The organism is Janthinobacterium silvisoli (assembly GCF_014200725.1).
Lineage (GTDB): Bacteria > Pseudomonadota > Gammaproteobacteria > Burkholderiales > Burkholderiaceae_D > Janthinobacterium.
Window position 1 is genome coordinate 825,783 of record NZ_JACHCL010000002.1, and the last position, 21,800, is coordinate 847,582.

General features: G+C 61.3%; 20 protein-coding genes. 8 read left to right on the forward strand and 12 right to left on the reverse strand.

Annotated elements, in window-relative coordinates; genetic code table 11:
* Together HDE75_RS13870 and HDE75_RS13875 are read right to left on the reverse strand one after the other, a co-directional pair.
* A complete protein-coding gene (locus HDE75_RS13870) occupies nt 1-984 on the reverse strand; it encodes an HlyD family secretion protein (protein WP_183677116.1) in 984 nt (327 codons plus the stop codon).
* Nucleotides 981-2,396: a TolC family protein gene (locus HDE75_RS13875; protein ID WP_260174048.1), complete on the reverse strand. Its 1,416-nt coding sequence runs from the start codon at nt 2,394-2,396 to the stop codon at nt 981-983. Before HDE75_RS13875 ends, HDE75_RS13870 begins: the two co-directional genes overlap by 4 nt.
* Before the next feature lie 263 nt (nt 2,397-2,659).
* Here HDE75_RS13875 and HDE75_RS13880 point away from each other — a divergent pair, with 263 nt between their 5' ends.
* The gene (locus HDE75_RS13880) at nt 2,660-3,538 is read left to right on the forward strand and encodes a chitosanase (RefSeq protein WP_183677115.1); all 879 of its coding nucleotides are present in this window, start codon (nt 2,660-2,662) and stop codon (nt 3,536-3,538) included.
* Nucleotides 3,539-3,553: 15 nt separating this feature from the next.
* Here HDE75_RS13880 and HDE75_RS13885 read toward each other — a convergent pair whose 3' ends face one another.
* From HDE75_RS13885 to HDE75_RS13900, 4 genes are all read right to left on the reverse strand, one after another.
* Entirely contained in the window at nt 3,554-5,209 is a 1,656-nt protein-coding gene (locus tag HDE75_RS13885; protein ID WP_183677114.1) for a bifunctional aspartate transaminase/aspartate 4-decarboxylase, read from the reverse strand.
* 71 nt (nt 5,210-5,280) lie between these two features.
* Nucleotides 5,281-6,969, reverse strand: coding sequence for an aspartate-alanine antiporter (gene aspT, locus HDE75_RS13890; RefSeq protein ID WP_183677113.1), 1,689 nt, complete (start codon nt 6,967-6,969; stop codon nt 5,281-5,283).
* Between the two features lie 38 nt (nt 6,970-7,007).
* Nucleotides 7,008-8,693, reverse strand: coding sequence for an aspartate-alanine antiporter (aspT, locus tag HDE75_RS13895; RefSeq protein ID WP_311735113.1), 1,686 nt, complete (start codon nt 8,691-8,693; stop codon nt 7,008-7,010).
* Between the two features lie 250 nt (nt 8,694-8,943).
* Nucleotides 8,944-9,765 carry a substrate-binding periplasmic protein gene (locus HDE75_RS13900; protein WP_183677112.1) on the reverse strand — a complete coding sequence of 274 codons (822 nt, stop codon included), beginning with the start codon at nt 9,763-9,765 and terminating at the stop codon, nt 8,944-8,946.
* 305 nt (nt 9,766-10,070) lie between these two features.
* On the opposite strand from HDE75_RS13900, the gene HDE75_RS13905 reads away from it, so the two are divergent.
* From HDE75_RS13905 to HDE75_RS13935, 7 genes are all read left to right on the forward strand, one after another.
* Nucleotides 10,071-10,298, forward strand: a complete 228-nt coding sequence (locus tag HDE75_RS13905) for a heavy-metal-associated domain-containing protein (protein ID WP_183677111.1) — start codon at nt 10,071-10,073, stop codon at nt 10,296-10,298.
* Nucleotides 10,299-10,401: 103 nt separating this feature from the next.
* Nucleotides 10,402-10,824: a hypothetical protein gene (locus HDE75_RS13910; RefSeq protein WP_183677110.1), complete on the forward strand. Its 423-nt coding sequence runs from the start codon at nt 10,402-10,404 to the stop codon at nt 10,822-10,824.
* Nucleotides 10,825-11,076: 252 nt separating this feature from the next.
* A complete protein-coding gene (locus HDE75_RS13915) occupies nt 11,077-15,135 on the forward strand; it encodes a Pls/PosA family non-ribosomal peptide synthetase (protein ID WP_183677109.1) in 4,059 nt (1,352 codons plus the stop codon).
* Entirely contained in the window at nt 15,135-15,662 is a 528-nt protein-coding gene (locus HDE75_RS13920; protein ID WP_183677108.1) for a 4'-phosphopantetheinyl transferase family protein, read from the forward strand. The genes HDE75_RS13915 and HDE75_RS13920 overlap by 1 nt, the downstream gene beginning before the upstream one ends.
* Before the next feature lie 198 nt (nt 15,663-15,860).
* Nucleotides 15,861-16,766: a LysR family transcriptional regulator gene (locus tag HDE75_RS13925; RefSeq protein ID WP_183677107.1), complete on the forward strand. Its 906-nt coding sequence runs from the start codon at nt 15,861-15,863 to the stop codon at nt 16,764-16,766.
* A gap of 62 nt (nt 16,767-16,828) precedes the next feature.
* Nucleotides 16,829-17,056 carry a protein L gene (locus HDE75_RS13930; protein WP_183677106.1) on the forward strand — a complete coding sequence of 76 codons (228 nt, stop codon included), beginning with the start codon at nt 16,829-16,831 and terminating at the stop codon, nt 17,054-17,056.
* Between the two features lie 61 nt (nt 17,057-17,117).
* The gene (locus tag HDE75_RS13935) at nt 17,118-17,522 is read left to right on the forward strand and encodes a hypothetical protein (protein ID WP_183677105.1); all 405 of its coding nucleotides are present in this window, start codon (nt 17,118-17,120) and stop codon (nt 17,520-17,522) included.
* Here HDE75_RS13935 and HDE75_RS13940 read toward each other — a convergent pair.
* The 6 genes from HDE75_RS13940 to HDE75_RS13965 form a co-directional block, all read right to left on the reverse strand.
* Nucleotides 17,519-18,550 (reverse strand): RNA methyltransferase, encoded by a 1,032-nt coding sequence (locus HDE75_RS13940; RefSeq protein ID WP_183677104.1) that lies wholly within the window; start codon nt 18,548-18,550, stop codon nt 17,519-17,521. The two genes, HDE75_RS13935 and HDE75_RS13940, sit on opposite strands and share 4 nt — an antisense overlap.
* A 17-nt stretch (nt 18,551-18,567) precedes the next feature.
* Entirely contained in the window at nt 18,568-18,909 is a 342-nt protein-coding gene (locus HDE75_RS13945; RefSeq protein ID WP_183677103.1) for a zinc ribbon domain-containing protein YjdM, read from the reverse strand.
* A 120-nt stretch (nt 18,910-19,029) separates the two neighbouring features.
* On the reverse strand, nt 19,030-19,992 hold the full coding sequence (gene dmeF / locus HDE75_RS13950) for a CDF family Co(II)/Ni(II) efflux transporter DmeF (RefSeq protein ID WP_183677102.1): 963 nt from the start codon (nt 19,990-19,992) through the stop codon (nt 19,030-19,032).
* Between the two features lie 14 nt (nt 19,993-20,006).
* Nucleotides 20,007-20,285 carry a metal/formaldehyde-sensitive transcriptional repressor gene (locus tag HDE75_RS13955; protein ID WP_183677101.1) on the reverse strand — a complete coding sequence of 93 codons (279 nt, stop codon included), beginning with the start codon at nt 20,283-20,285 and terminating at the stop codon, nt 20,007-20,009.
* 128 nt (nt 20,286-20,413) lie between these two features.
* Entirely contained in the window at nt 20,414-20,782 is a 369-nt protein-coding gene (locus HDE75_RS13960) for a YXWGXW repeat-containing protein (protein ID WP_183677100.1), read from the reverse strand.
* A gap of 179 nt (nt 20,783-20,961) precedes the next feature.
* Nucleotides 20,962-21,663: a DUF2325 domain-containing protein gene (locus HDE75_RS13965; protein ID WP_183677099.1), complete on the reverse strand. Its 702-nt coding sequence runs from the start codon at nt 21,661-21,663 to the stop codon at nt 20,962-20,964.
* Between the last annotated feature and the right edge of the window lie 137 nt (nt 21,664-21,800).

The following is a 21,800-nucleotide window of genomic DNA, read 5'->3' on the forward strand; positions in this document are numbered from 1 at the left end:
TCAGAGCGGCGGAAACACAACCGACATGCCGGGGCGCAAGCCATCGACCTTGATAGCCGGGCGCAAGCGGATTTCAAACGTGCGCAAATCCGTGCCGCCCGGACGCGCCGCGCGCCAGGTGGCAAAGTCCGGCATGACGGCCACCGAACTGACCTTGAAACTCAGTTGCTGCTTCAACGCCGGCACATTGGCCGTGTGCGTGCTGCCCATGGTAAAGGCGCCCATTTCATCTTCGCGCACTTGCAGCACGGCCCAGGCGTCATCGAGGTTGACCAAGGTAATCACCGGGAAACCTTGCGGCGCCAGTTCGCCCGGCTGTATCTGGATCTTGCTGACCTGGCCCGTGACGGGCGCGGCAATCTTCGTTTCCGACAAGGCGATCTGCGCTTCCGTCAGCACGGCGCCCACCTGGCGCGCCTGGGCGGCGGCGGCCGTCTTGTCTTCCGGACGGGCGCCCTTGTTGGCCATATCGTACTGGGCGCGGGCCGCCTGCGCCAGTTGATCGGCGGCCTGCCATTGCGCCTGTGCCTCGTCGCGCTTCTGGCGCGCGATCACGCCTTCAAGAAACATATTATTGACACGTTCATAGGTCGTCTTGGCGATGGCCGCGCCCGTCTGCGCGCGTTCCCAATTGGCTTTCGCGGCGCGGATTTCCTCGGGGCGGGCGCCTGCTTCCGCTTTTTTGGCCACCGCGTCGGCGGCCTGCGTGGCGGCCGTGGCCTGGACGATCTTGGCATCGACTTCAGGGCTGGTCAGCTGAAACAGCAACTCCCCTTTCGGCACTGTCTGGCCCAGCTTGACGTACAACTCCCCCACCCGGCCCGGCACTTTCGACGACACGTTGACTTCCTGCGCATCCATCTGGCCCTGCAAGGGCAGGCGCTGCGGCTGGAAAGCCTGGTACAAGCCCCAGCCGACAAAGCCCAGCACAACGATGCCGGCAACGAGCGCCAGCGGTTTTTTTGATGTACTTGATGTACTCATGGCGTAGTGTCCAGTGGTAATTGAATATCGGCCGCTGCCGCCAGGCTGCCCAGGCGCTGCGTCTCGCCCGTGGCTTCCAGCAATTGCGCCAGGCCCATCACATAGTTGTAAGCGGTTTGCGCGCGCTGGGTTTCGATCTTGGCCAGGTTCAAACGCGCATCGATCACTTCCAGCGACGTCACCTGCCCTTGCTTGAAGGCCACCGATTGCAAACGGATATTTTCACGCGCCAGTTCCACCGACGAGGCCGTGGACAAGAACTGGATGCGCGCATTTTCCAGCGCCCGCCAATTCTTTTCGATCAAGGTGGGAATATCGCGCTCGGCCTGGCGCGCCGTCACCTCCACCCTTTCCTGGTCCAGCCTGGCGGCCGCGATCATCTTGCTGGTATTGATGCGGTGCACCAGCGGCACGGCCACCACCACGCCAACCGCCCAGTTCGAGCGCACCAGTTTTTCACTACCCCGGTTCAGGTTATAGTTACCAACGGCAAACACGGTGGGGCTGTATTCCTTGCCATGCAGGCGCAAAGCCTGTTCCGTCTGGAAACGCTTGCTATCGATCTTTTTCCAGGCCGCATTCTCGCGCATGCCCGTACTGATAAACGATTGCAAGGTGCCCACTGGCAAGCTATTGACGAACAAGGGCGTGCCGGGACGTATTTGCACGTGAGAATCAAGCAAACGGTCGAGCGCCACCTGGGCCACTTCTTCATCGCTGCGGGCCTGGGCTTCATCGCTGCGGGCGCCGTCCAGCGCCACGTCGGCGCGCAAGCGTTCGGCGCGCGAAATCAAGCCACCCTTTTCCAGCTTGGCCGCGTCGCGCTGGTGCTCCGTCACGCCGGCCGTCACTTCGGCCCGCACAGCCACCACTCTTTTGGCCAGCAGTAACTGGAAATAGCGCTGCGCCACCAGGGTGGCCAGCTTTTCTTCCGCTTCGATGCGTTCGGCTTCCGCCTCCCTGGTCATGCCGGACGCCAGGCCTTTCACGGCATCGAGCCGCCCGCCCGTGTAGACAGGCCACATGCCGATCAGGCCAAACGAGGTCAGGTTGGTGACCACTTCGCGGTTCAGGGAATTGGGAATCTCGGGGATCGGCAAGCCCGGCAGCGCCGATTCGACACCGCCTGCGATGCCAGACAAGCGGCTGGTATCGATATTCAAGTCGGTCGACAGGCGGCCTCGAAACGCCGTCAAGTCGACGGAAGGACCATCAATATTCGATAGCGCTTCCGCTTTCAGGGTCTTGGCGCGCACATCGAGCGCGGCGCCCTGCACCTGGCCTGAAGCGGACGCCGCCTGCTGCAACGCTTCGTTGAACGTCAGCGGCATGCCGGCCTGGGTCTGCCCTTGTGCGGCGGCAGGCAACACTAGAGTCAGCAGCAATATGATTGCGCGTGGCGCTACATCCATGGGGTGTCCTGTCTATACATGAGGGGAAAGTACGGCAGACCTGTTGTACTTTCGCAATGGCAATTATAGCCACGGATATCCCTGGCGGCCTGCACTGTTGGAAAGCGGATACACGCGCCCCGGCTGCGCTACACCTGAAGAAAAATTCTTTTGGGCAATTGTTTCCTATGATATTAAAATCGGCAATGGCGTACTAAAACGAGCGCAGACCAGGTTTAGCTGGCAAAACAACATCGCCATTCAACCACCATAGGGTATTGATCATGCAAAAATTCGCACCACATCCTGGCCTGCCCCGTGCAGCCGTATTACTTGCCATCCTGGCATTAAGCGCTTGCGGCGGCGGGCAGCCCGGCGGCGATGCCGGCAATGTCTTGATTTCCAACTCAGTCGCGAGCCAGACAGATTTGGCAGCCGCAGCGACGGACGGCTTGAGCGCGCCGGCAAAAAAAGAAATCGCCATGCAACTGGTGTCCAGTTCGGAAAACTCCTCGCTGGACTGGAAGGCGCAATACGCCTACATCGAAGATATCGGCGATGGCCGTGGTTATACGGACGGCATCATCGGCTTTACTTCAGGCACCAGCGACATGCTGGAACTGGTCACGGCCTATGACAAGATCAAGCCAGGCAATCTGCTCAGCCCTTATTTACCCGCATTGCGCCAAGTCAATGGCAGCGCTTCACACGCGGGCCTCGATCCGAATTTCGTCACGGATTGGCAAAAGGCGGCACTCGACCCCGTGTTCCAGCAAAGCCAGAATACCCTGCGCGACAATGAGTATTTCAACCCGGCCGTCAGCCTGGCCAAGCAGGATGGCTTGCGCACCCTGGGCCAATTCATTTATTACGACGCCATCGTCATGCATGGCCCCGGTGCCGATAGCCAGCGCAATAGTTTCCAGGGCATCCGCGCCCAGGCCCAGTTGAAAGCCCTGCCGCCATCCAGGGGAGGCAATGAAACAGCCTATCTGAACGCCTTCCTCGACGTGCGGCGCGCACTGATGCAAAGCGAACCTGACCACGCTGGCAACCTCGACCGCCTCGATACGCAGCAGCGGCTGTTCCTGCAAAACGGCAACCTGGACTTGAATACGCCGCTGAACTGGAAAGTCAACGGCGATTCCTACCAGATCCGCTAAGCAGCCTGGCCGGCGTCAGGCTTTCTTGCCGCCGGCTTTAACCGGCTTCGCTGGCTTGCCTTTCACCGGCTTGGCAGCCACTTTGCCGCCCTTCTCTTTCTCGAACACGGCAAAGAATTCCGACGCCATGCCACGGATGGCGCGGCCGATATTGGCGTAGTCGTATTCATTCAGGTTGGCCAGCGACACCCGGCCCGACGGGTGCGTGGTGCCGAAACCCTTGCCCGGCAGCAAGATCACGCCCGTTTCCTCGGCCAGGCGGAACAGCGCCTCGTTTGGTTTGAGCTTTTTCAGCAGCCACTGAGAAAATTCCACGCCATGCATTTGCGCAGACAGCGATTCCATGTCCAGCAAATGGTAGTAGCGCACGGAATTGGCGTCGTGCACCATCGGCAAGCCCAGCTCGCGGTATAGCGCTTCCTTGCGACGCAGCACGATGCGTTGCATGGACTGCTTGTATTTCTGCTCCTCATCCATCAGCGAGAATAGCGAGAACAAGGTCATCTGCGCCTGCACGGGCGTAGACAGGCCGGCCGTGTGGTTCAGCGCCACGGTGCGGCTATCGGCCACCAGGCGGTCGATGAATTTGAGTTTGCGCGGTTCCGTCGTGATCGAGTGATAACGCGCATCGAGCTGCTTGCGCACGGTTTCCGGCAGTTTGGCGATCTTGTCATCGAGCACGTTGGTTTCATGCGTGGCCACCACGCCCATGCGCCAGCCGGTGGCGCCGAAATATTTCGAGAACGAGTACACGAGGATGGTGTTGTACGGACACATGGCAAACAGCGACACAAAATTGTCCGCAAACGTGCCATACACGTCATCGGTCAGGATGATCAGGTCCGGGCGTTTTTTGATGATGCCGGCGATATAGTCCAGGGTGTCATCGTCGATCTTGACGGACGGCGGATTGCTGGGATTGACGAGGAAGAAAGCCTTGACCTTCGGGTCCAGCAACTTGTCCAGTTCCTTGCGCGTAAATTGCCAGTTATTCGATTGCGGCGCATCGACATACACAGTGTTGAGCTTGTAGTCATTGAGCTGCGGAATCTCGATATACGGTGTAAAGATGGGCATGCCCAGCGCAATCGTATCGCCTTCCTGGATGATATGGTTCGATTTCAGGCTGGCAAACAGATAGGTCATGGCGGCAGTGCCACCCTCGACGGCATACATGTCGAAATGGCCCACGAAAGGATGGGTGCCCACCATTTCACGGTGGATATATTGGCCGACGATTTTCTCGGACAGGCGCAGCATGCGGTCGGGCACGGGATAGTTACAGCCGAGGATGGCTTCGCACATTTCATAAATGAAATCGCCCGCACTCAAGCCCAGCTGGTCGCGCACATACGAGACAGCCGCTTCGATGAAATGCACGCCCGGCCTGTCTGCATGCTGGCGCACGAAAATCTCGAAGCGCGCCTCGATGCCGTCGCGCGTGGGGAAACCGCCCACGTCGTCCATATAGACGTAGGAACGTTCCGCTTCCGTCATGGCGAACTGGCCGAACTGGAAAAAGCCGTGGCGTGGTGTAGTGGCCAGGAAATTCGGGTTGCCGCGCCCTGCATTGAGCATCAGCCGGTTGCTTTGCTGGGCTGTCTGGATCAGCGCATCCTTCAATTCGAATGGGCTCAACAGGGCGAGTTTGGCTGGGTTACTGAAATCCATGTAGACAACTCCTTATCAACAGCGTTGGTGAATGTGGGTGTATACCCCCAGCTGGGGGCTGGCAAGGCAAGTCAGACGAAGGCCACGACGAGCGGGCCCAGCAAGGTCAGGAAAACATTGGCCAGCGCATAGGTGATGGCGAATGGCACGGTGGGAATCGAGTTTTGCGCCGCGTTCAGCACTTCACCAAACGCAGGATTGGCGCTGCGCGAACCGGACAAGGCGCCCGCAAAGATGGCCACGTTGTCGTAGCGCAAAATGTAGCGGCCAATCAGCATGGTCAGCAGCATCGGCAAGATGGTCACCACCACGCCCACGCCAAACAGGGTCAAGCCATGCTCGCGCACGGTTTGCACCGCTTGCAAGCCGGACGTGAGGCCCACCACGGCCACAAAACCAGCCAGGCCCAGGTCTTTCAGTATCTGCACGGCGCCATTCGGCATCCAGCCAAAACTCTGGCGCTTGGCGCGGAACCAGCCGAAGACCAGGCCAGACAGCAACACGCCGCCGCCACTGCCCAAGGTCAACGGTATCGAACCGATGTGCGCGACAAGCAAGCCCAGCAGCAAGCCGACCACCAGGCCGGCGCCCATGTAGACGAAGTCCGTCTTGGCGCTAGGCACGATCATGTAACCGACTTCGGCCGCCACCCGCTTGACGTCTTGTTCCGCGCCATAGATCGTCACCACGTCGCCCGTCTGCACCACGGTTTCTGCTTGCAGCGGCAAGACTTTTCCCATGCGGCTCAGTTGCACGACAAAAATGCCATGCCGTACGCCCGGCGCCGTGCCGCTGCGGATTTCGCCCACCGTCTTGTTGTGATAAACCTTGTTGGTCAGCACCATTTCGCGGCGCTGCATCACCAGCTCCATGCCATCCTCGGCATGCACTTCGCGGCCCAGTTGCGAAGACACGCTGAGCATGGCTTCGCGGCGGCCCACCAGCAGCACGATATCGTCGGCCGCCAGTAGCAGGTCTGGGCTCACATCGATAATCTGGCCATTGCGCTTGACTCTTTCTATCGTGATCGCCGCCGCAGGATTGGCGCTCTCAATCTCGCTGACCGTACGGCCCGCGCCGCCGCCCACTAAATAGATACGGCCGATCAGGTCGGGCGCGGCCGGCATCTGGCCCGGTCCCAGCACTTGCACACCGGCTTGCAGCGCCGTTTCCGCCTTGATCGCATCTTCGCGGATGCTGCGCCCCATCAACCTGGGCAGGATATTCATGCAGACGATGATGGCCCCGAACGAACCGAACACATAGGTAACGGCATAACCAACGGCCACATTGCCTTGCAGGCGCGCCACTTCATCGGCCGCCAGGCCCAGCTTGGCGATGGCATCGCCAGCCGTGCCGATGATGGCCGACTGCGTCAAGCCACCCGCCGCCACGCCAGCCGCCAAGCCCTTGTCGAGCCCAAACAGCCGCGCCATGATGACCACCGTCAACAGCGCCGTCACCGCCAGCACCACCGCCAGGATGATTTCACGCACCGACTGGCGCCCCAGGGAATTGAAGAATTGCGGCCCGCTTTCATAGCCGACCGCGTAAATGAACAAGGCAAACAGTACCGACTTGACGCCGGGGTCGATCTCCACGCCCACCTGGCTGATCAGCACAGCCACCAGCAAGGAACCGGCAACCCCGCCCAGCTGGAATTTGCCGAATTGAATCTTGCCGATGTAATAACCCACCGCCAGCGACAGAAACAAGGCAATTTCAGGCGACTTCTTGAACAACTCATGCAACCAATCCATATTGACCGCCTTTCATTTCAAAGAAATCTTTCACATAGTTACGCCGGATGCACGGAACCGGCCAGCGCCACAATCAAGGGCCCCATCAGGGGCAGCACCACATTCGAAATTGCGTAGGTAATCGTGTAGCCGAGCAAGGGCGTGGAATTGCCGGCCGCGTTTTGCACGGCCGACAGGGCTGGCGTGCTGCATTGCTGGCCGGCGATGGCGCCCAGCAGGATCGGCGCTTCCAGCTTCAGCAGAAAGTGTCCTACCAGCAGCGAAAGCGAGGCAGGAATCACCGCGATCAGCACGCCCATCAGCGGCAAGGACACGCCATATTGGCGTATCAGGTCGATCGCCTGCGGCCCCGACGCCAGGCCCACGCAAGCGATAAAGGTCGCCAGGCCGATATCCTTGAGCATGTCGAGCGCGTTTGGATGGATGCCCGGCAGCCCCGGTTTTTTCGACTGATACCAGCCAAACACCAGTCCCGTCAGCAAGGCGCCGCCGCCCGTGCCCAGCGAAAACGGTATGCCGCCCAGCTTTGCGGCAAAGGTGCCGATATACACGCCCAGCACGATGCCGATGCTGGCATATACGATGTTGCTGCGGTCGCCAGTGGGCACGCGCTTGCCGATGGCGGCGATGGCGCGATTCAATTCCTGGCCTTCGTTCGCGCCATACAGGCGCAGCACGTCATTGTTTTGCAAGGGTAAGTCCGGCAAGGGTGGCATGCTGTGTTCACCGCGCACTACGGCCGCCACATGCACGCCGTGCGGCAAGGCCAGCTGGCGCAAGGGCTGGCCAACCATGGACGCTTGCTGCAGCACCACTTCGATGGCGGAAACGGCCATGTTCACATTCTGCGTATCGGCAAATTCCTGGCCCAGGATCGCTTCGGCCGCCACCAGCGCGGGCCGGTGGCCGATCACCAGCACTTCATCGTTATTGCGCAAGCGCAGTTCCGGACTCAAGGGCAAGCTCTTGCCATGGCGGCGCACGCGCGTGATGCTGGCGCGGCCCGCAAAGATATGTTGCAAGGAATCGAGGCGGCGCCCTGCCCCCGTGCTGATGCGGTAGGCGCGGCCCACCATTTCCGGGGTTGCCAGCAAGGCGTCGGCGTCCGCATCGGCGCCGCCCATCTGCGCCCATAATTTGTCTGCCTCTTCGCGCAGGTTGATACGCAGCAGCAAGGGGAATATCTGGCTGGTGACGATCACGATGGCGATCAAGCCAAAGATATAGGTGATTGAATACGCCGTCACCACGTTCGCCTGCAAAGTGTGTATGCGTTCGGGCGACAGCGCCAGCTTGGAAATAGCGTCGGTGGCCGTGCCGACGACGGCCGATTCGGTGGCGGCACCGGCCATCATGCCGGCCGCCGTGCCCTGGTCCAGTCCCAGGAAGTAAGTCGCCAGCAATACCAGCGCCAGCACGGCCACCACTTCGATCAGGCACAAGATACCCAGGCGCAAGCCCTTGGCATTCAGGTTGGCAAAAAATTGGGGACCGCCCGCGTAGCCGAGGGCAAAGATGAACAACATGAAAAACACGTTCTTGACGCTGGCGTCCAGGGTCACGCCCAGCTGGCCGATCAAGAGCGCCGCGATCAGGGTGCCGCACACGCCGCCGAGCTGGATGGGACCAAAACGTATCTGGCCAACCGCGTAGCCCAGGCCCAGGGCCAGGAACAAGGCCAGTTCCGGCACCTGATGCAATACCGCCGCGATCATATCAAGCATACGCACCTAACAAGGTTAAGCAGAAGGCAAAATAACGGGAAAAGCGGAAATACAGGGGCAGTAGCGTCGGCTCGCCGGAAACGCAGGGATGCATTGCAACTCAAGAGAGAGTAGCAATGTGGAAGCATGGTCGATCAAAATTTTCCGTGTGTCAACAACTGTTCTGTTGAACGCGTATTGCGTTTGATCAAGGTTTGCGCATAACTTTACTTCGAAGATTTGACACGGATCAACAGTGTCTACAGATCGATTAAAAGTGGGAAGGGTGAAACCACAATTCCTTGCGATGCAACGGTGTTTCCGGCGGTAACCCTGCATTGCGCAGTTCCAGCACGCGGCGTTTTCCCAGGTGCAGGTGCTCGATAAGCTTTCCGAAATGCTGGAGGAATAATTGCTGAAAACTGCCGTCGGCCAGCGCCTTTTCCATTCCCGCCTCCAGGTCGCGCGCCAGGTCCGGCCGTTGCTTGCTGACAAAAAAATACATGGCGGCAGGGTAGCGCATGACCAGGTAGGGATCGATCGCCAGCGGCAAGTGAGCGTGGCTGGCCAGTTCCTGTTCGGCCTCGATCACGGAGCGGGGGAAATAATCGATGCGCCCGATGGCCAGTTGCTGGAACAAGCCTTCATAATTGCTCGACGTCTCCACGCGCAAGCCATTGTCTTGCAGGATGGCCGTGTCGGGCCAGTCGCGCATCTGCCCCGCCGACAAGGTGCGCAGGTCGGCCAGGGTACGCGCATGGCGCAACAATTGCGGCTGCGCGGCGCCGACCAGCGCCACCCGCCAGCCCAGCAGCCCCCGGTCGAGCGGGATGCGCACCGGCAGCAATTGCGCCTCGCGTTCGCGATTGGTCATGGTCCAGACGATATCGACACTGCCCGTGCCCAGTTCAATTTCGCGCAGCGCACGCGTCTGCACCATGCGCTGCCCGGAACTACGCAAATCATAAACTTTGCCCGAGCGCAGCAAAGCCAGGCGCAGCAAGCTCAGTATGTAATCCAGATGGGGATCGTCTTCGCCCTGATGGCGCGGATAAATCAGGGGGCTGCCAGGCCCCGGAGGCGCAACCGTCATGCGCGGCCCAGCGCCTGCCAGCATAGGCCAGGTGCAGCACATTGCAAGGAAAGGGCGGCGCAGCATCAGGCGGTCTCCGGTTCCGGCTTGGTTAAAATTATCAGAAAGACAGTATCTCGCAGCCCAGGCAACTTGTCGAATGGAATGTGAGAACCGATGCCACAACAGCTGCTAGTGGCCTTGCGCAGATACAAATGGATCTGGATCAAGAAAGCGTGAAATAGCAAAAAAATACCGTGTGTGGCTGGACGGCATGCCCCCGCCTCGCCTACACTGCTTTTTTACATAAAAAGCAAGGAGAAACGATGCAAACAGCACGACTGAGTATTACCGGCATGGATCACGAAGGCTGCGCCGACACCCTGACAGGCGTTCTGGAAGCGATCGATGGCGTACGCACCGTCCGCGTCTCGCTGGCGCACAATGACGCAACCGTGCAATACGACGAACAGCTGGCCACGCAAGAACACTTGTTGTCGGCCGTCAATGACGCAGGTTTTATTGGCGAAGTGCAACTCGAAGCGGCCGTCTGAGGCGATAAATGGCAAATGTGGCGAACAGCGATATGGGGCAGATATGCAATTCCTCCATCCGCTGTAAAATGCGCCACCGCTATCGCCTGACACCTGCAAGACCATGACCCGCACGCCACTACTGATTTTCCTGCTGACACTTTTCCTCACCACCTTGCAAGTGCAGTGGGCCAGCCCGGCCGATAGCTATAGCTACGATGCGGGCACGCTGGGCGTACTGTCGCCGGAAGTGCTGGGCGCTTATCCTGGCGTATTGCTACTGTTTCTACTGGCAGTGTTTGCACGCAGGCAAATACCGCTGCTGCGCCAGGCCGCCATCGGCACGGGCTTGCTGGCCGTCTACTGGCTGCTGGCGAACTACATCACGTTTGACGCGCGCGTGGCCAGCTGGAGCACCTATACCCCGCTGGAAATCTGGGGCCAGGTACTGCCCGCTTCCCTCTTCAGCATCGCCGTCTGCGGACTTGCCCATTTCAGCTCCAGCTGGCTGATTTTGCGTCAGACACGCGGCAAGAAAAATCACTGAATCTCACACTAAACTTCACTCTGTATCGCCGTTTTTACATACTGTCATGGCGACGGCGGGTGCAGCACTGGCTATTCAGGCAAAAAATTATTCAAAAGCCATATAAATCCTGTGTTTCGCAACGCGAATCCCTGCAGACCAGCCCCTGCTTGCTGTAAGGTATAGCTTGCGCTGGAGACACGCGACGATACCGTTCGCAACATCCGGCGCAGGCAACCCGATTCCTTTTAGCGACACCAATAAGCATCACCCATGAACGATTCCACCCCAGCCATCCCAGCTTCTTCCTCGCCCACCCACGCGGACATCCTGTACGGTCCACCGCGGCCCGACCTGCTGCGCGAGGAAGTGCTGGCTGATTTGCTGGAGGCGACGGCTCGCCGCTGCCCCGAACACATCGCCCTGATCGACGGCGAACGCCGCCTCACTTACGCCGAACTCGATGCGCAAGCGGGACTGGCAGCCGGCCGCCTGGTCGCCGCCGGCGTGCGTCCCGGCGATATCGTAGGCCTGTGGCTGCCGCGCGGCGCGAACCTGCTGCTGATGCAGGCGGCAATTGCCAAGGCGGGCGCCGCCTGGCTGCCCGTCGATGAAGACACCCCCGTCGAGCGCCTGCAAGTGTGCCTCGACGACGCCAACGGCTTTGGTGTCGTCAGCTGCGCCGCATTCGCCTCGCGCCTGGCCGATGCCGGCGTCCAGCGCCCGGTCTGGACGGCAGAAAAGCTGCTGACGCCCGCCGCGCCTGGCGAAGACTTGCCTGTGCGCGGCCAGGTTCGCGGCGAGCATCCTGCCTACGTGATCTATACCTCGGGTTCCACCGGCAAGCCGAAAGGCATCCTGATCAACCAGCGCAGCATCTGCCATTTCCTGCGCAGCGAAAACGCAGTGCTGGAAGTGCGCCAGGACGACACCGTCTACCAGGGCTTTTCGGTTGCCTTCGACATGTCGTTCGAAGAAATCTGGATCGCCTACCTGGTGGGCGCCACCCTGTGGCTGGGGGCCAAGGAAATCTCGGGCGACCCGGAAGCGCTGCCGCGTGCGCTGGCGGCAAACCAGGTCACCGTTCTCCACGCCGTGCCAACTTTGCTGGCGCTGTTCGCCGAAGACGTGCCAGGTCTGCGCCTGATCAACCTGGGCGGCGAGATGTGCCCGGAGTCCCTGGTCGAACGCTGGTCGCGCCCGGGCCGTGCCATGTTCAATACCTATGGCCCCACCGAGGCGACCGTGTCGTGCAGCCTGGCGCGTTTGCAGCCAGGCCAGCCAGTCACCATCGGCACGCCGCTGCCCAACTATGGCTTGCTGGTGATCGGTGTTACCGAACCGGGCGAAGCGCGTCCATTGACTTTGCTTGAACGCGGCGAGACGGGCGAGTTGTGCATCATCGGTCCCGGCCTGGCCGAAGGTTATCTGGGCCGCCCTGACCTGACGCTGGAAAAATTCCTGCCCAACCCCTGGAGTGTGGGGATTGATGATGCACGCCTGTACCGCACGGGCGACCTGGCCCGCATTGATGCGGACGGCCAGGTGCTGTGCCTGGGCCGCGCCGACGACCAGGTCAAGATCCGCGGTTTCCGCGTGGAGCTGGGCGAGATCGAAGCCGTGCTGGCGCAGCAGGCTGGCGTGGGCACGGTGGCCGTCCTGCTGCGCAAGGATGACGGCATCGACCAGCTGGTGGCGTATATCGTCGGCAGCGACGACGCCACCGACGACGCATTGTCCGCCAAGACCCTGCGCGCCGCGCTGAACCTGCATCTGCCGCCGTACATGGTGCCGGGCCGCTTTGAACTGCTGCCGCTGATGCCGCGCCTGACGTCCGGCAAGATCGACAGGAAGGCATTAAAGGCGATGCCGCTGTCGGCCCCGCCGGCTGGCGAGGCGGGCGAATCGGATTTGCCGGAAACGCCGGCCGAAGCGGCCCTGTTTGCGGCCCTGGTCCAGCTCTTCCCTGGCCAGCCGATACTGCGCCATGCCGATTTCTTTAGCGACCTGGGCGGCCACTCCTTCCTGGCCGCTCGGCTGGCGTCCAGCCTGCGCGCGAACCCGGCCTATGCACACGTGACGGTGCGCGATATTTATCACAACCGCCAGATCGGCAAGATCGCCGCCGTGCTTGGTGAAACGCCTGTCATGGCTACGCCGGAAGCGCAATGGACGCCGCCATCGACGGTCAAACGCTGGATCTGCGGCGCAGCGCAAGCGGCGGCCGTGCCGCTGCTGGTGACCCTGCGCATGGCGCAATGGATGGCGCCCTTCTTTACCTATCACTTTTTCACAGGCGACCCTGGCGACACGGTGGCGCGCGCCATCGCCGCCTCGATCGGGGTGTTTTTACTCGCTACCCTGGCGGAATTTGTCATCGCCATCGGTGGCAAATGGCTGATCGCCGGTCGTCTGAAACCGGGCAGCTACCCGCTGTGGGGCATGACCTACTACCGCTGGTGGCTGGCCGACCGCCTGGTCGAATCGGCGCCCGCCTACCTGCTGAGCGGCTCCTCGCTCAATAGCTGGTGGCTGCGTGCATTGGGCGCCAAAGTGGGCAAGGAAGTGGTGATCGGCTCGATGACCCTGCGCGCGCACGACTTGCTGGAAATTGGCGACAACGTCAGCGTGGGCAACGCCGTCAATTTTGAAAACGCCCGCGTCGAACGGGGCCGTTTCCTGCTGGGGAAAATCAGCATCGGCAACGATGCCAGCATCAGTTCCTACGCCATCATGGAAGGCAATACCAGCATCGGCGCCTACGGCCACCTGGAAGGCCAGTCGGCGCTGGCCGATGGCGCCAGCGTGCCGGACGGCCGCATTTACACGGGGTCACCCGCGCGCGACGCTGGTGCCTTTGACATCGCCGGCCAGCGGCCGCGCCCTGCCGTCTCACGCCTGCGCCTGACGGGCGAAGCCGTGTTCTTTTGCTTCGGCATGATCTTGATTGCCGTGCTGTTCTTCATGCCCGTGTTCCCCACTTTTGTCTTGATCGACTGGTTCGACGAGCGCGAAATGATGCCGTGGCTGCAGGGCCGCGATGTGACGACCCAGCTGGCGCGCTACTTCCTGCTGTCCTTCCCCGCCAGCGGCGTGCTGATCATCCTGACGGCCCTGCTGTCGGCCGCCATCCGCTGGGGCGCCATGCCGCGCCTGAAACCCGGCAGCTCGCCCGTGCACAGCAATGTGTATTGCGCCAAGTGGCTGGTCAGCCATATCCAGGAATCGAGCCTGAACGTCCTGCACGGCATTTACGCCACCGTATTCGCGCCCTACTGGTACCGCCTGCTGGGCGCGAAAGTCGGCAAGGGCGCCGAAATTTCCACCGCGCTGGGCGTGGTGCCCGACATGCTGACCCTGGGCGACGACACCTTCATCGCCGACGCCGTCATGCTGGGCGACGAACATATCGATGGCGGCTGGATGACCATGCGCGCCACCGTGATTTCACACCGCAGCTTTGTCGGCAATGGCAGTTATATCCCAGACGGCACGGTGCTGCCCGAGCACGTGCTGATCGGCGTGCACACGCTGGCGCCGCGCAATGATCAGATGAAGAGCGGCGACACCTGGCTCGGCTCCCCGCCGATGCACCTGCCCGCGCGCGAACAGGTCAGCGGCTACGCCGAACACCTGACATTCAAACCGTCACCGCTGCGCCGCCTGGGCCGTAGCCTGATCGAAGCCTTCCGTATCGTTTCGCCGCACGCGGTGGTGATCGCCGTCGGCTACACCCTGGTGCTCGACATCATGCCAATGGCCGGTGCCGGCCGCTGGGGCGAAGTAGTGGCCGACCTGGCGATCGCCGGCGTCTTTTACGGCATCGGCAACTTCCTTGTCGTCGTGCTGTTCAAATGGCTGCTGATGGGACGCTACCGCAAGCATGCGGCGCCCATGTGGACGCCGTTCGTGTGGGTCTCGGAAGGCGTGACCAACCTGTATGAAGGCATCGCCGTGCCAAACTTCATGCGCTACCTGCGCGGCACGCCATGGCTGCCGCTGGCTTTCCGCCTGCTGGGCTGCAAGATCGGCCGCGGCGTGTATATGGACACCACCGATATCACGGAATTCGATTGCGTGCATATCGGCGACTATAGCGAATTGAATGCCCTGACCTGTCCGCAAACGCATCTGTTCGAAGACCGCGTAATGAAGATCGACCACGTGGAAATCGGCAAGCGCGTCTACATGGGACCGCGCAGCTCCGTGCTGTACAGCGCCAAGGTAGGCGACAACGCGCGCCTGGGCCCCCTGACCCTGGTGATGAAGGGCGAGCACATCCCCGCCGGCAGCAACTGGGCCGGCTGCCCTGCGGCGCCACTGCGCAGCTGATGTCGTTCAGCATAGTCTGGTCGGGAGATGGCGTGCTGGCGATCGCCATCGCCGCGCCGCCTTCCCGCGTGGAAGCGCGGGCCCGCGTGCGGCAAGCTGTGCGCGAGGCGGCCGCGCAGTGGCTGTCGATCGATATCGACAGCATTTCAGTCAAGTCTAGCCCTGGCCAGGCCCCTTCTGTGATGCTGGCTGGCCGCACGGCGGGCCTGTCGATCAGCCATGAAGAAGGACTGTCGCTGGCCGCCATCCACTTGCATGGCAAAGTGGGCATCGATGTCATGCGGGTAGTGGCGATTCCCGACTGGGAGATCGTGGCCCGCGATTATCTGGGGCTGCAGGTGACCAGCCAACTGGCGGCCATGCCTGCCGCAGAAAGACCGCGAGCCATGGCGCAGGCATGGACGGCGCGTGAGGCGGCGCTCAAGTGCGCAGGCTTGCAGTTGGCGGAGTGGACCGATGCGATCATTGATTGCCGCTTGCAGGCGCTGCCAGTGCAACGCCCCTACGTGGCCACCCTGGCCTATTAATCTTCCCGGCCTTCGTCGGCGCATCCGATCTGGACGAAAATCAGTTTTGCGATAATACTGACGAGCAGTCCCAGTATCCCGATCAATTCCAGCATGGTCTTTCCTTTGCAGTGATAGCGAACGAAGCCACTGTAACGTGGACGTCATTGCAAAGCTAATATCAAATAAGGCAGTCAGCGATCTCGAAATGGCATACGAATGATATCCATCAAACAGTTCCGGTACTTTGTCGAAATCGTCGATGCGGGCAGCTATTCGCGGGCGGCGGAAAAACTGTATATCGCCCAGTCAGCGCTGAGCCGGCAAATCAAGGAACTCGAAAACGAAGTGCAAGCGCTGCTGCTGACGCGCGATGCGCGCCATATCGAGCTGACTCCCGCCGGCCAGGTATTTTATGAGCGCAGCAAGCGCATTCTGGAGGATATCGATGAAACGGTGCGCCAGACACGCCACGTGGGCCAGGGCGCGCAAGGCATCATCCGCTTCTTGCATTCCAGTTCCGTGACATTGACGCCCGCCATCGGCGCCCTGCTCCATCGTTTGCTTGCGCAGTTTCCCGGCGTCTCGCTCGACATCTCGAAAGACTCGTCGGAAAACCAGGCGGCGGACATCGAGGAAGGCCGGGCCGACCTGGGCCTGGTGCGCCTGCCCACCTTGCGCAAGCACGCCAACATCATCGTGCGTGAACTGTTCAATGAAAAACTGGTAGTGGCCGTGTCGCAGCAGTCGCCATTGGCGGCGCAGGCCAGCACCAGCATCGCCGCCCTGCGCGATCAAGCCTTCGTCTCGATTCCACACAAGGACCGCGGCGGCCTGAGCTACCTGGTAGCCGGCATGTGCCTGGCCAACGGCTTCTTTCCGAAGGCAGCGCGCGCCCTGTCGCGCAAGACGACCCAGCTGCACCTGATCGAGGCCAATCTGGGCATCGCCATCGTGCCCGACAGCATGCGCCTGGTGGCGCCGCCCGGTGTACGTTTTCTCGACCTGCCAGAAGAAGAATCGCAATCGACCGTGGCCCTGATCTCGCCGCGTGCGGCCAGCGGCATGGTGGCGGCCTTTGCCGATGCGTTTGTGCGCGAGATGGTAGCTGGCGACGGTCTGTAAGGAGCGCGGCTCCGGCCTGTTCTGTGCCAGAATGCGGGCACCGATGACTAGCAGAGGAAGCCATGGCAGACTACAAGAATCCCAGTGTCGTAGCACGTTCCATGCACCCGCGTTTCGATGAGCTGACCTCGCCCGGCGAAGCCGTGCCCTACTCCGGCATCTACCGCTGCGAGGGCTGCGCGCATGAAATCGTCTCGACGGAGGGCCACGTCATGCCGCCGCAAAACCACCACCAGCATACGAGCGAGCAGGGACCGATACGCTGGCGCTTGATCGTTAGTCCGCGCTGATTGACAGTCTTCCAACACGGGCCGATACTGGATCTATCTGAATGGCCTGTGAAAGTGCCGCATGCCCATGCCCGATTTTGAAATCCGCAAGGAGTGTCCGCCGCAGCTGTGCGATTGCGCGCGCGACGAGCTGCTGGACGATCCGCAAGCGGACATCGCCATCCTGCGCCTGACGCAGATGGAAGAAAAGCGCTTGCTGGCGCATATCGAGGGCATCGCCAGCCATGCGCAATTGAAGATGCTGCAGCAGCGGCTGCAGCACAACCTGGGCGTGGTCCTGCACATTACGCCGGGCAGCAATGAAGTGCGCACCATGCGCGGCTTTCATATCGAGCTAATCACACAGCCCGGCCTGTGCCGCAAGACGCGCGCGGCGATTCCCGCCGCCGTGCGCCGCTGCCTGGCGGCGCACCCGGAAATCGCGTATGCCATCTTGAATGAAAACGATTTGTTGGGTGGCGCTTAAGCCTGAACGCTGCGTATGGTGATGGTCTTGCCCTTGGCCGCCCGCGCCCGCAACTGCCCGCAGCCGCCTTCCACGTCCTGCCCTGCCGAATCGCGCAGCTTGGTCAGCACGCCGCGCTCATGCAGGGCGGCGGCAATCGAGCGCGCCTTGTCCCAGCTGGGGCGCTGGAACGGCAGGTCGTCGATGGTGTTATACGGGATCATGTTGAGTACCGCGTACTTGCCCTTCAAGAGCGCGACGATGCCATCGAGTTCGTCCTCGCCATCGTTGACGCCTTCCATCAAGGTCCATTGATACTGTACCGGATAGCCGGTCAGGCGCGCATAGCTGTCGCCGAAATCGACCAGTTCCTGCGGACTTAAACGGGGCGCGCGCGGCAGCAGCTGTTCGCGCAGTTCGCGCTTGGTGGTGTGCAGCGACAAGGCCAGCGCCGGCTTGACCCGGCCCTGGGGCAGGCGCTCGAAGGCGCGTGGATCGCCCACGGTGGAAAACACCAGGTTCTTGTGGCCGATATTGCCTTCCGTGCCCAGCAAATCGATCGCTTCCATCACATTGTTCAGGTTATGCGCCGGTTCGCCCATGCCCATGAAAACGACTTTTTTCACGGGGCGCATGGTACGCGCCAGCACCACCTGCGCCACGATCTCGCCGCTGGTCACTTGCCGTATCAAGCCGTCGCGGCCCGTCATGCAGAACTGGCAGCCGACAGCGCAGCCAACCTGGCTGGAGACGCACAAGCCGTCGCGGGGCAGCAGCACGCTTTCCACCGTCTGGCCATCGTGCAGGCCCACCAGCAGGCGCGCCGAACCATCGGCGCCCGGATGGGTGCTGAGCAATTTCAGCATGCCCTGCAATTCGGCGTCCAGCGCCGGCAGCGCCTCGCGCACGGGCAACGGCAAGAAGTCTTCGGCGCGGCGCCGGCCCTGGTCATGCGGCTGCGCCTGTATCCAGTCGCGCAGCACGCGCTGCTCGTGCAAAGGCTTGGCGCCCAGCGCGCGCAGGCGCTGGCGCAGGTGATCGATTTGCATGGGGATCAGTGAGAGGCTTAAACCTTCTTGACGAACTCGGTCTTCAGGCTCATGGAGCCGAAACCGTCGATCTTGCAGTCTATATCATGGTCGGCGTCGACCAGGCGGATGTTCTTGACCTTGGTGCCCATCTTGACGACACCACCGCCGCCCTTCAGCTTCAAATCCTTGATGACGCTGACCGTATCGCCATCCTGCAGGAGATTGCCGGCCGCATCGCGGTAGACCCTGGCGCCCTCTTCCACCGCTTCGCCCGCCGTGGCCGACCATTCATGCGCGCATTCCGGGCATACCAGCTGGGTACCGTCCTCGTAGGTGAATTCGGAGTTGCATTGCGGGCATGGAGGTAATGTGCTCATGGTTGTTTCTGTTCTCTGTCTGGTCAACGGCGCCTGGCCGTAAAAAGCGACAGTATACTGCCTACGCCGGGCATCAGCGGGCTTTTTTACCCGTAGATACCCGGCGCTTCTTCACCACGATCAAGAACGGCGCACTATCTCTATCGTGCTGTGGACGATTTCTTCATGGATGGCGATGCGCGCGCGCAGGTCGCCCGCCGTCAAGCCAGGATCGCGGCTGACTACCGACAGCGCGCATGAATACAGCTGCTTGCCCACTCGCCAGACATGCAGGTCGACGATGCGTGGCGTGTCGCCACCGCTGTCCACTTCCACCGCTTCGCGGATTTCCGCCACCACCGGGTGGTCCATCTCACGGTCCAGCAAGACCTTGGCCGTGTCCCTCATCAGCTTTTTCGCCCACAGCGCCACCAGCACGGCGCCCAGGATACCCATCACGGGGTCGAGCCAGTTCCAGCCGTAGGCCCAGGCGCCAGCCAGCGCCACGATGGCCAGCACCGAAGTGGCGGCGTCGGCCAGCACGTGCACATAGGCGGCCTTCATGTTCAGGTCTTCGCCATGCCCCTCATGCGCATGGTGCTCGTGATGATCATGATCATGGCCGTGCTCATGATCGTGCTTCCCGCCCAGCAGCAGCGCGCACACCAGGTTCACAAGCAGGCCAAAGGCGGCCACCGCCATCGCTTCCGGATAATGAATCGGCTGCGGTGAAAACAGCCGTTCCAGCGAAGCGGCCACCATCAGCACGGCCACCACCACCAGCAAAATGGCGCTGGTGTAGCCAGCCAGAATCTCGATTTTCCAGGTGCCGAAGGCAAAGCGGGGATCGCGCGCATAGCGGCGCGCGGCGGCGTAGGCAAAGGCCGTCAAGCCAATCGCCACCGCATGCGAACTCATATGCCAGCCGTCGGCCTGCAGCGCCATCGAGTTGTACCACCAGCCGGCGACGATTTCCAGCACCATCGTGGCCAGCGTAATCCACATGACGATGCGCGCGCGGCTTTCCGCCTTGACGCTGGCGCCGCCAAACACATGTTCGTGCTGCCAGGCGGAGAGGTCTTCCCTGCTTGCGTGATATCGCATGATAACTCCCGGTTTTATTTTAAATAAGTACGCAGGATGCCGACGATTTCATCGGCGCCCCTGGCCCGCTCCGCATCGCTGGCGATATCGGGGCTGGCCACGTGCTCGCGCAAATGCTCTTCGATGACTTCCGCCATCAAGCCATTGACCGCCCCGCGCACGGCCGCGATCAACTGCAGCACTTCGCCGCATTCGCGCCCCTCGTCCAGCCCCCGCGCGATGCCTTCCACCTGCCCCTGGATGCGCTTGACCCGGTTCAGCAGCTTGACCTTGTTTTTGGCTGTATGCCCCATGTCGCTCTCCGGTTAAATACTATAGGGGGGTATACTATCAGTAAAAATCAGGATGGTGTAAACATGAAAAAAGCCGCACATCGCGATGATGTGCGGCTTCAGTGTGCAGTTGGTCCGTGAACCCGGTGTTAGCGTTCCCAGTGGCCGCGCGACCACTCCCACTCATTGTGCGCCCAGCGCCAATGGCCAGGCACCCAGAAGTGGGCCGGGCTGGGGGCGACGGTGATCTGTTCGACGATCACTGCCGGCATCGGGCGTGCAGCACCCTGGTACCAATGACCGGGCTGCCATTGCCAGCCATGGTCACGCCAGGCCCAGTGGCCCTGGATCCACGCGTAGCCCGAAGCCGGCGCTGGCGGGATCACTTCCTGTATCAGCGCTGGCGCCTGGCGCACCACTGGCGGATGGTCATGCACCACCACCCGCTCTTTGACCACGGTGGTGCAGCCACTCAAGGCGATGGCAAACGCCGCCGCATAGATTAATTTATGTTTCATTTTAGACATCCTTGAACTCAATGTTATGGAAAATCAAACAGATTTCCTCGATAGGCGGCGGTGTGGAGAACTCCCCACTGCCGCCTCATGCCATTAACGGTTTAGTTCGCATGTGAGGTGTATGCAAGGCGTTTCTGCGGTAAGCAGATGTAACTGTCACAACGCATGGTTCTGGAGTATCAGGAAACTAATGTTTCCTTGCGTACAAAATGCATGGCTTGCGGCTGGTCAACCAGCACGCACTGCTTGCCGGTGCGCTTGCAATGGTCGTGGACGCGCCAATAGGCGTCGTGGCTGACGCAACCCGTCTGGCAAATCACCAGGTCGGCCGCCACCAGGCTGGCCTCCAGGGCGGCGGCGTCCTCGGCGCCATCGCCAGCGCCCGCATGATGCAGGAAGCGGCCACCGGCTTGCTCGATAGCCTGCTGCGCGACATACACGCCGCCGGCAGCCTGACCCAGGTCCTGGCCCACGCACAATACGGCTTTTTCGCGCAATTGCGCCAGCAGCTGGGGCTGCAATGACGTCTGTTGCTGTGGCAGGGCCGATGGCGCCGGCACCCACTGCAAACGCAGCAGTTCGCGCATCAAGTCCTGCACCCGTTCGCTGAGCCACTCGACCCGCCGCGCCAATCTCACGCGCGTGGGCAAACCTGGCGCAGCTGCACCCAAGGCCGCCAATTCTTCACGCACCAGCGCCAGCTGCGTGTCGCGCATGACCACTTTGGCCTGCGTGCGCATCAGTTGCGCTTCGAGCTGCGCGATGCGCGCCGCCTGCTGCGCCAGTTGCGCGCTGCAACGCGCCTGCGCGCGCCCATACGCATCCAGCAGCACGCGATGTTCATGCGCAATCAAAATCTCTGTCTCTGTCAGACTGCTCATCCTGCCCTCCTCTGCCACGCCAGACGCAGCAACTCAGCCGTTACACCTCACTGATAGTTATTATAAATGAGAATCATTACTATTTGTGTATGGTCCGTGCGGGCTGTGTGGGTACTGGAAGTCCGCTCGACAACGCC

Coding starts and splice junctions, on each gene's coding strand:
- HDE75_RS13870 (WP_183677116.1), bottom strand. CDS start 984: ATGAGTACATCAAGTACATCAAAAAAACCGCTGGCGCTCGTTGCCGGC.
- HDE75_RS13875 (WP_260174048.1), bottom strand. CDS start 2,396: ATGGATGTAGCGCCACGCGCAATCATATTGCTGCTGACTCTAGTGTTG.
- HDE75_RS13880 (WP_183677115.1), top strand. CDS start 2,660: ATGCAAAAATTCGCACCACATCCTGGCCTGCCCCGTGCAGCCGTATTA.
- HDE75_RS13885 (WP_183677114.1), bottom strand. CDS start 5,209: ATGGATTTCAGTAACCCAGCCAAACTCGCCCTGTTGAGCCCATTCGAA.
- aspT (WP_183677113.1), bottom strand. CDS start 6,969: ATGGATTGGTTGCATGAGTTGTTCAAGAAGTCGCCTGAAATTGCCTTG.
- aspT (WP_311735113.1), bottom strand. CDS start 8,693: ATGCTTGATATGATCGCGGCGGTATTGCATCAGGTGCCGGAACTGGCC.
- HDE75_RS13900 (WP_183677112.1), bottom strand. CDS start 9,765: ATGACGGTTGCGCCTCCGGGGCCTGGCAGCCCCCTGATTTATCCGCGC.
- HDE75_RS13905 (WP_183677111.1), top strand. CDS start 10,071: ATGCAAACAGCACGACTGAGTATTACCGGCATGGATCACGAAGGCTGC.
- HDE75_RS13910 (WP_183677110.1), top strand. CDS start 10,402: ATGACCCGCACGCCACTACTGATTTTCCTGCTGACACTTTTCCTCACC.
- HDE75_RS13915 (WP_183677109.1), top strand. CDS start 11,077: ATGAACGATTCCACCCCAGCCATCCCAGCTTCTTCCTCGCCCACCCAC.
- HDE75_RS13920 (WP_183677108.1), top strand. CDS start 15,135: ATGTCGTTCAGCATAGTCTGGTCGGGAGATGGCGTGCTGGCGATCGCC.
- HDE75_RS13925 (WP_183677107.1), top strand. CDS start 15,861: ATGATATCCATCAAACAGTTCCGGTACTTTGTCGAAATCGTCGATGCG.
- HDE75_RS13930 (WP_183677106.1), top strand. CDS start 16,829: ATGGCAGACTACAAGAATCCCAGTGTCGTAGCACGTTCCATGCACCCG.
- HDE75_RS13935 (WP_183677105.1), top strand. CDS start 17,118: ATGCCCATGCCCGATTTTGAAATCCGCAAGGAGTGTCCGCCGCAGCTG.
- HDE75_RS13940 (WP_183677104.1), bottom strand. CDS start 18,550: ATGCAAATCGATCACCTGCGCCAGCGCCTGCGCGCGCTGGGCGCCAAG.
- HDE75_RS13945 (WP_183677103.1), bottom strand. CDS start 18,909: ATGAGCACATTACCTCCATGCCCGCAATGCAACTCCGAATTCACCTAC.
- dmeF (WP_183677102.1), bottom strand. CDS start 19,992: ATGCGATATCACGCAAGCAGGGAAGACCTCTCCGCCTGGCAGCACGAA.
- HDE75_RS13955 (WP_183677101.1), bottom strand. CDS start 20,285: ATGGGGCATACAGCCAAAAACAAGGTCAAGCTGCTGAACCGGGTCAAG.
- HDE75_RS13960 (WP_183677100.1), bottom strand. CDS start 20,782: ATGAAACATAAATTAATCTATGCGGCGGCGTTTGCCATCGCCTTGAGT.
- HDE75_RS13965 (WP_183677099.1), bottom strand. CDS start 21,663: ATGAGCAGTCTGACAGAGACAGAGATTTTGATTGCGCATGAACATCGC.